General features: G+C 54.9%; 7 protein-coding genes. All 7 read left to right on the forward strand.

The genetic code is table 11. From position 1 onward, the window contains the following. Positions 1-65: 65 nt before the first annotated feature. The 7 genes from DXT77_RS28640 (at position 66) to DXT77_RS28670 (ending at position 6167) form a co-directional block, all read left to right on the forward strand. Positions 66-926: a putative selenate ABC transporter substrate-binding protein gene (locus tag DXT77_RS28640; RefSeq protein WP_085709856.1), complete on the forward strand. Its 861-nt coding sequence runs from the start codon at positions 66-68 to the stop codon at positions 924-926. Continuing rightward, entirely contained in the window at positions 923-1720 is a 798-nt protein-coding gene (locus tag DXT77_RS28645; RefSeq protein WP_119430054.1) for a phosphonate ABC transporter ATP-binding protein, read from the forward strand. The genes DXT77_RS28640 and DXT77_RS28645 overlap by 4 nt, the downstream gene beginning before the upstream one ends. Beyond that, positions 1714-2541: an ABC transporter permease gene (locus tag DXT77_RS28650; RefSeq protein ID WP_119430055.1), complete on the forward strand. Its 828-nt coding sequence runs from the start codon at positions 1714-1716 to the stop codon at positions 2539-2541. The genes DXT77_RS28645 and DXT77_RS28650 overlap by 7 nt, the downstream gene beginning before the upstream one ends. Continuing rightward, a complete protein-coding gene (phnE, locus tag DXT77_RS28655) occupies positions 2538-3305 on the forward strand; it encodes a phosphonate ABC transporter, permease protein PhnE (RefSeq protein ID WP_119430056.1) in 768 nt (255 codons plus the stop codon). The genes DXT77_RS28650 and phnE overlap by 4 nt, the downstream gene beginning before the upstream one ends. A 123-nt stretch (positions 3306-3428) precedes the next feature. After that, positions 3429-4487 (forward strand): hypothetical protein, encoded by a 1059-nt coding sequence (locus DXT77_RS28660; protein WP_119430057.1) that lies wholly within the window; start codon positions 3429-3431, stop codon positions 4485-4487. Positions 4488-4611: 124 nt separating this feature from the next. Further along, complete coding sequence (locus tag DXT77_RS28665; protein ID WP_119430058.1) at positions 4612-5430, forward strand: DUF2971 domain-containing protein; 819 nt, start codon at positions 4612-4614, stop codon at positions 5428-5430. 140 nt (positions 5431-5570) lie between these two features. Continuing rightward, positions 5571-6167, forward strand: a complete 597-nt coding sequence (locus tag DXT77_RS28670) for a GIY-YIG nuclease family protein (protein ID WP_119430059.1) — start codon at positions 5571-5573, stop codon at positions 6165-6167. Positions 6168-6359: the final 192 nt, after the last annotated feature.

Genomic DNA, 6359 nt, shown 5'->3' on the forward strand with positions numbered 1-6359 from the left:
TGCAGCCGCCGACGTTTTTCCGCAGGCTACGCACCGATCCTGACGCCCATGAAACGGAGATTCCCATGCTCAAACGCACCCTGGCACTGACTGCAGGCCTGGCCCTGTCCTTTTCCACCCTGCTGGCCCAGGCCGCAGACGTGTTGAAGGTCAGCGCAATCCCCGATGAGGCCCCGACCGAACTGCTGCGCAAGTTCGAACCGCTGGGGGCTTATCTGGAGCAGCAACTGGGCATGAAAGTGCAGTTCGTACCCGTGGCCGACTACCCGGCCGTGGTTGAAGCGCTGGCCACTGACCGCCTCGACATGGCCTGGCTGGGCGGTTTCACCTTCGTCCAGGCACGGCTGAAAACCGATGCCACCACGCCGGTGATCCCGCTGGTGCAGCGCGAGCAGGACGCGCAGTTCACCAGCAAATTCATCACCGCCGACCCGAACGTGAAAAGCCTCACCGACCTCAAGGGCAAGACCTTCGCCTTCGGTTCGGTATCCTCGACTTCCGGCAGCCTGATGCCGCGCTACTTCATGCTCAAGGACGGCATCAAACCGGAAACCTATTTCAGCCGCGTCGGCTACTCCGGTGCCCACGACGCCACCGTCGCCTGGGTCCAGGCCGGCAAGGTCGATGCCGGTGTGCTGAACGCCAGCGTCTGGCAGAAACTGGTGGACGCCGGCAAGGTCGACACCAACAAGGTCAAGGTCTTTGCCACCACCCCGGCCTACTTCGATTACAACTGGACCGTGCGCGGCACCCTCGACCCGGCGCTGGCAGCGAAGATCAAAAAAGCCTTCCTCGCCCTCGACCCGGCCAACCCCGAGCAGAAGAAAATCCTCGACCTGCAGGCCGCCAGCCGCTTCATCGAAACCAGCCCGGACAACTACAAAGGCATCGAGGAAGCCGCCCGCGCCGCCGAACTGCTGAAATGACGCTGAGCCTCAAGCAAGTCGTCCTGCACCACGCCAACGGCGTCGAAGCCCTGCGTGGTGTGGATTTGCAGATCAACAGCGGCGAGCAGGTGGCGATCATCGGCCCGTCCGGCGCCGGCAAGTCGAGCCTGCTCAACCTGCTGGCCACCGCGATAAGGCCGAGCAGCGGCGACATCGAAGTGCTGGGCCAACGGGCCTGGCACTTGTCCGCCCGCCAGCGCCAACAGCTGCGCGCAAAAATCGGTCTGGTGCATCAGGCGCCGCCCCTGCCGCCCCGGCAACGGGTGGTGACGGCGGTGCTGGCCGGCAAGCTCGGGCAATGGAGCCTGGGCAAAAGCCTGATCAATCTGCTGCACCCGCTGGACATCCCCGGCGCCCGCGCGGCGTTAGCGCGGCTGGATCTGGCGGACAAACTCTTCAGCCAATGCCAGCAACTCTCCGGCGGCCAATTGCAGCGGGTCGGCATCGCTCGCGTGCTGTATCAGGCGCCAGACGTACTGCTGGCGGACGAACCGGTATCCGCCATGGACCCGGTCCTCGCCGGGCACACCCTGACGGTGCTGTCGCGCCATGCCCGGGAGCACAACGTCACGCTGGTGGCGAGCCTGCACGCGGTGGAACTGGCGCTGGCGCACTTCCCGCGCATCATCGGATTGCGCGAGGGGCAGATCCTCTTCGACTGCCCGTCCGATCAAGTCAGCCACGACATGCTCGACAGCCTGTACGCCAACGAACAACTGCAATCCCCGGCGCCGGCCCTGACGCCGCTGATTGTGCAGATTCCACGATGCTGAGCACCGACACCCGCGACCCCGCCGCACTGCCTCGCCTGTTGCTGACACTGCTGGCGATTGCCCTGCTGTGGCCGGGGATTCAGCTCAGCGAACTCGACCTCGGCGTGTTGCTGCACGCCGACAGCCAGAGCGAGATGGGCCGCTTCGTCTCGACCTTCTGGCCGCCGGCCCATGACCGGGACTTTCTGCAACTGCTGCTCAAGGCCACCCTGCAAACCCTGGCCATCGCCACGGCCGGCATGGCGTTGGCACTGATATTGGCGGTGCCGGCCAGCCTGCTCGCCAGCCGCGCCTTGTCACTGTCCGCTGCATCCCACGGCGGCCGACCGAGCCTGTTGGGCCGGTTACTGCGCTGGCCCGTGCGCGGGTTGCTGATCTTCCTGCGCAGCGTGCCGGAAATCGTCTGGGCGCTGCTGTTCGTGCGCGCCGTCGGCCTCGGCCCGGCGGCCGGTGTGCTGGCGATCGCCATCACCTACAGCGGCATGCTCGGCAAGGTCTACTCGGAAATCTTCGAATCCACCGACCAACGCCCGGCCCACGCCTTGCTCCAGGCCGGCAGCGGACGCCTGGCCAGTTTCGCCTACGGCGTGCTGCCCAACGTCGCGGCGGAACTGCTCTCCTACACCGTTTACCGCTGGGAGTGCGCGATCCGCGCCTCGGTAGTGATGGGTTTCGTCGGCGCCGGCGGCCTCGGCCAACAGATCGACCTGTCGATCCGCATGTTCGCCGGCGGCGAAGTCGCCAGCATGCTCCTGACCTTCCTCCTGCTGGTGCTCGGCGCCGACCAACTCAGCCGCCTGCTGCGCTGGAGACTGACATGAAGCGCCTGATCAACACGGCGCTGATCCTCGCCATCGTCTTCGCCGTCATCGCCTCGTTCGTCTACCTGGGCCTCGACCTCGAAGAACTCGGCAGCGCCACCAGCCTGAAACAGATGGGCTCATATGTTGGCCGCTTCCTGAGCCCCGACTTCAGCGCCGGTTACCTCAGCGCCATCCTCCACGGCGCCATGGAAACCCTCGCCATGTCGGCCCTCGGCACCCTCCTCGCCGCCGTCCTGGGACTGCTATTGGCACTCCCTGCCGCCGGGCGCTTTGGCTGGTTTTTTCAGAGCACCGCCCGCCTGCTGCTCAACGGCCTGCGCGCGATTCCTGAATTGGTGTGGGCTGCGTTGATGGTGTTTGCGGCTGGCCTCGGGCCTAACGCCGGCACCCTCGCGCTGGCGCTCCATACCACCGGGGTGCTTGGGCGGTTGTTTGCTGAGGCACTTGAAAACACACCGCCGGAACCTGCTGAGGCGATTCGGTTGCAAGGGGGGAACCCGGTTGTGGCGTTCTGTTACGGGACCCTGCCGAACCTGGCGCCGCAGTTGCTGGCGTATTGTTTGTATCGGTGGGAGAACAACATCCGGATGGCCAGCGTACTGGGGTTTGTCGGCGCTGGAGGGCTGGGGCAGATGTTGTATGTGAGCTTGAGTCTGTTTCAGGAGGCGCAGGCTGGGACGGTGATTTTGGCGATGTTGGGGTTGGTACTGGGTGTTGACTCGTTGAGTGCTTGGAGTCGGGGGCGGTGGGTTAAGGCTTAGGTTAGATGTTCTTTAATACCGAGCCAAAGGCAAGTGTTTGCTCAGAACGCTTTCGGCTAAAAAGGGCCATTTGGAACTGCGTACCAATCTAGGGCCGATTCACGGTATACCAAGGAGAGAGAAATGCAGAGACTGATGGAAGCCAATACCGCTCTCCCAGAGCAGTTTCATGAAGGCTACACATATTGCTTTACAGCGCATGATATCGCCGCCCAATTACTGATCTCAGGAATGGAGCAAGGCATATTTGTTACCAACGTTATTCTTCGTAATGAGAAAGAAAAGAAAGATCTCGAACAAGCTGAAGATATAGTCGACTGGCTACATAAAAGTGGCCGTATGGATGATGAAGCGGACGTCCTTCTCACGGTGGTGTTTCCCGCCGTTTTATCGGATATGCTCCACTGTATTTTCGAGGCCTTGGAAGCTTCCAGAAAAGGAAAGCTAGCCGTCGCGTATATGCTTCTTAGAAAACCATTCCAAGAAAGTTTATACCTTTTGGAATCGCTGGTTGCAGACAAAGTCTTATTCGCCAAAATGATCGCAGAGGATCCGTCTAGGCTACGCCCACAAAATGCGGGGGGGCTCGACGGCCACGCACGCAGAATAGAGAGTGTTTTGGAAATTATTGGGGAAACGTCGCGATTGGATGCTGGTTATATAGCCATGCTCCGTTATGACAAGACATCAAGGGACAGCTTCGACAGTATCTGCAACAAAGCCATGCACTTATTCACCGACCACAAGGCTATAAAAACAGAGCAATACAACGTTAATTTCATTCTTTCACAAGGTGAACAAGTCCTTACGCAGTGGGCATATCTCTACTCTCGCCTGCCGTATTTAATGACTTATTTTATTTGCTTGATTGAACACATTGCTGAACGCTTCGCGCATACGCATCCTACCTATACACAAGACATGAACCGTCGCCTAGCCGCTCAACTGTTGAAAAGCAACGCCCAGATCACAGAGCATTATCAGACTGAACAACTCACTCAGTTGGCTCAAACGACATACTACTGGCTATCGAACCATTGTCTTGAGAATGATTTTCCTCTTCCAGCAGCGGAGCATTTATCCAGAATGGCATTATCAGGCGCATTCCCTGACGAGCAAGAGGAATTAGTCGTCTCCCGACAACACCTTTATCAGCAACTCACATTGACTGACTTACCCTAGTATCGCATTCACGTTTGAAGAGTGGGGGCTGATGAATGGGGGGAAGATTTATTTTTAAGAATAGTAAATTCGTCCCCTTTTCCCCGCCTTTATTCCTCCCTAAACAACTAAAAAAGGAGATCAAATGCAGCTTTTTCACTACACAGACGCTGCGGCCGTGCAATCAATACTAACTAACAGAAAGCTGTGGTTAACGGATCTTCGATTCTTGAATGACTCCGAGGAGATGCGCCATGGTTTACAGCACATCCTTGAGGAACTGAAAAGCGGCTCGGCCACTGCTAGAGTTAGTCCACGGTACGTTGAAGCCGCTTCGTCTTTTATTAAGGAAAATTTGACTTTCGACTTCGGAGACCTCTCGGAATCACCACATATATTCGTATGTTCATTTAGTCAATCAGGTGATCTATTAAGTCAATGGCGCGCATATGGAGCTTACGCCATTGAATTTGACGGAGATCTTTTATCCTCAAATAAATCACGGTGCTTGTACGACTCAAAACAGAAAAAAGAAAAAGCATTTTCTTCAGTTGTTGAGACCTTGCGCAAGGTTGGCCGATCTCATGACAAAAACCCTCACAGCATGGGAGATGATGGAGTAGCGGCTTATGTGGATCTAATTAAAACAGCAGCGACATTTAAGCATCACAGCTTTGAAGAAGAACGCGAGATAAGAATGATTCGCGGCGCTGACTTTAACGATTATTTTGAGGTAAAATTTCGACCAAGAGGCAATATCCTGATTCCATACATCGAAGTTGAACTCCCATTTGAATCCATTAAGGCTGTGCATATCGGGCCAATGCCAAATCAAGAAGTAGCATTTTGGTCGATGTCGTCTTTTGTTGGAAAAATTGACTTCGATTGGCATGCGTCGAATCCAAAGGGAAACCACAACATTGAAGTTAAGTGCTCCACGACACCATTCAGAGCCACGTTGTAAATATTCATAGCCGTCTCCTTATTCAGGTAATACAAGAACGTAAAAAATGGAGAGAATGGGGACAGCAAGACACGAGCAATTCAAAGGAGGCAGATTTATTTTATTAAAAATAAATCTGCCTCATTTTTCTTGGTAAAGAAATGAAACTACAAAACTATTTACGCGAAGTAATCATTGACAAAAGTGAAAAAGTATACATTTATGCCCTCACCGATCCAAGTTCGCTTTCAGTACGTTATATTGGGATCAGCGAAACTCCCGAGCTACGTCTATCACTTCATATTTCAAACGCGCAGGGCAGATCAGTTCACAGCAGAAACGAAGTGCTTTCCGAGTGGATTTGCACATTAATCAACAGCGGATCAACTCCTCGCATGTTCATTTTAGAGGAAACAGATCGATCAAGCTCAAACGCCCTTGAAAGACATTACATCGGCCTATATCGAGCAACAGGCGCCTCAATTATCAACCAAGATAAATCTCTATTCGAGATGCAAAAAATTGCCAAAAATTATGACGGCAAATGCACATCGCTTGCATATGAAAGATCCACACGACTTTTGAATTGGGAGTGTAAAATTGGCCACTCGTTTAAAAAATCGGGATCAAGAGTAATGCGAGGTGAGTGGTGCCCTGTTTGCGACAAAAAACAAAACATTAAACTGGCGGAGCTTTATCGGTCACGCGAAAGCTTCCTGCGCAATAAATTTTATGAAATTTACAAACTCAAACGCTGACGCTGACGCTGACGCTGACAGATAAAGCGAGAGATAAAGGAGGATAAAGGAGGATAAAGGGGACACCCATTAGCCGGTCTCAAGTCAAGGTTAAAAGCCACCACGCCCTGCAGTTTTCAACTGCAGGGTTTGCTCTTTTACTCAACCTGATCGGTTGAACCCGTCGAGCCCGTTTTCTCATTACTAGCTACG

Origin of the sequence: Pseudomonas sp. 91RF, assembly GCF_003576265.1 — a bacterium.
Taxonomy (GTDB): Bacteria; Pseudomonadota; Gammaproteobacteria; order Pseudomonadales; family Pseudomonadaceae; genus Aquipseudomonas; species Aquipseudomonas kribbensis.

What these genes read in the sequence shown, in the direction of transcription:
- DXT77_RS28665 (WP_119430058.1), top strand. Translation starts at nt 4,612, where the DNA reads ATGCAGCTTTTTCACTACACAGACGCTGCGGCCGTGCAATCAATACTA.
- DXT77_RS28670 (WP_119430059.1), top strand. Translation starts at nt 5,571, where the DNA reads ATGAAACTACAAAACTATTTACGCGAAGTAATCATTGACAAAAGTGAA.
- DXT77_RS28640 (WP_085709856.1), top strand. Translation starts at nt 66, where the DNA reads ATGCTCAAACGCACCCTGGCACTGACTGCAGGCCTGGCCCTGTCCTTT.
- DXT77_RS28650 (WP_119430055.1), top strand. Translation starts at nt 1,714, where the DNA reads ATGCTGAGCACCGACACCCGCGACCCCGCCGCACTGCCTCGCCTGTTG.
- DXT77_RS28660 (WP_119430057.1), top strand. Translation starts at nt 3,429, where the DNA reads ATGCAGAGACTGATGGAAGCCAATACCGCTCTCCCAGAGCAGTTTCAT.
- phnE (WP_119430056.1), top strand. Translation starts at nt 2,538, where the DNA reads ATGAAGCGCCTGATCAACACGGCGCTGATCCTCGCCATCGTCTTCGCC.
- DXT77_RS28645 (WP_119430054.1), top strand. Translation starts at nt 923, where the DNA reads ATGACGCTGAGCCTCAAGCAAGTCGTCCTGCACCACGCCAACGGCGTC.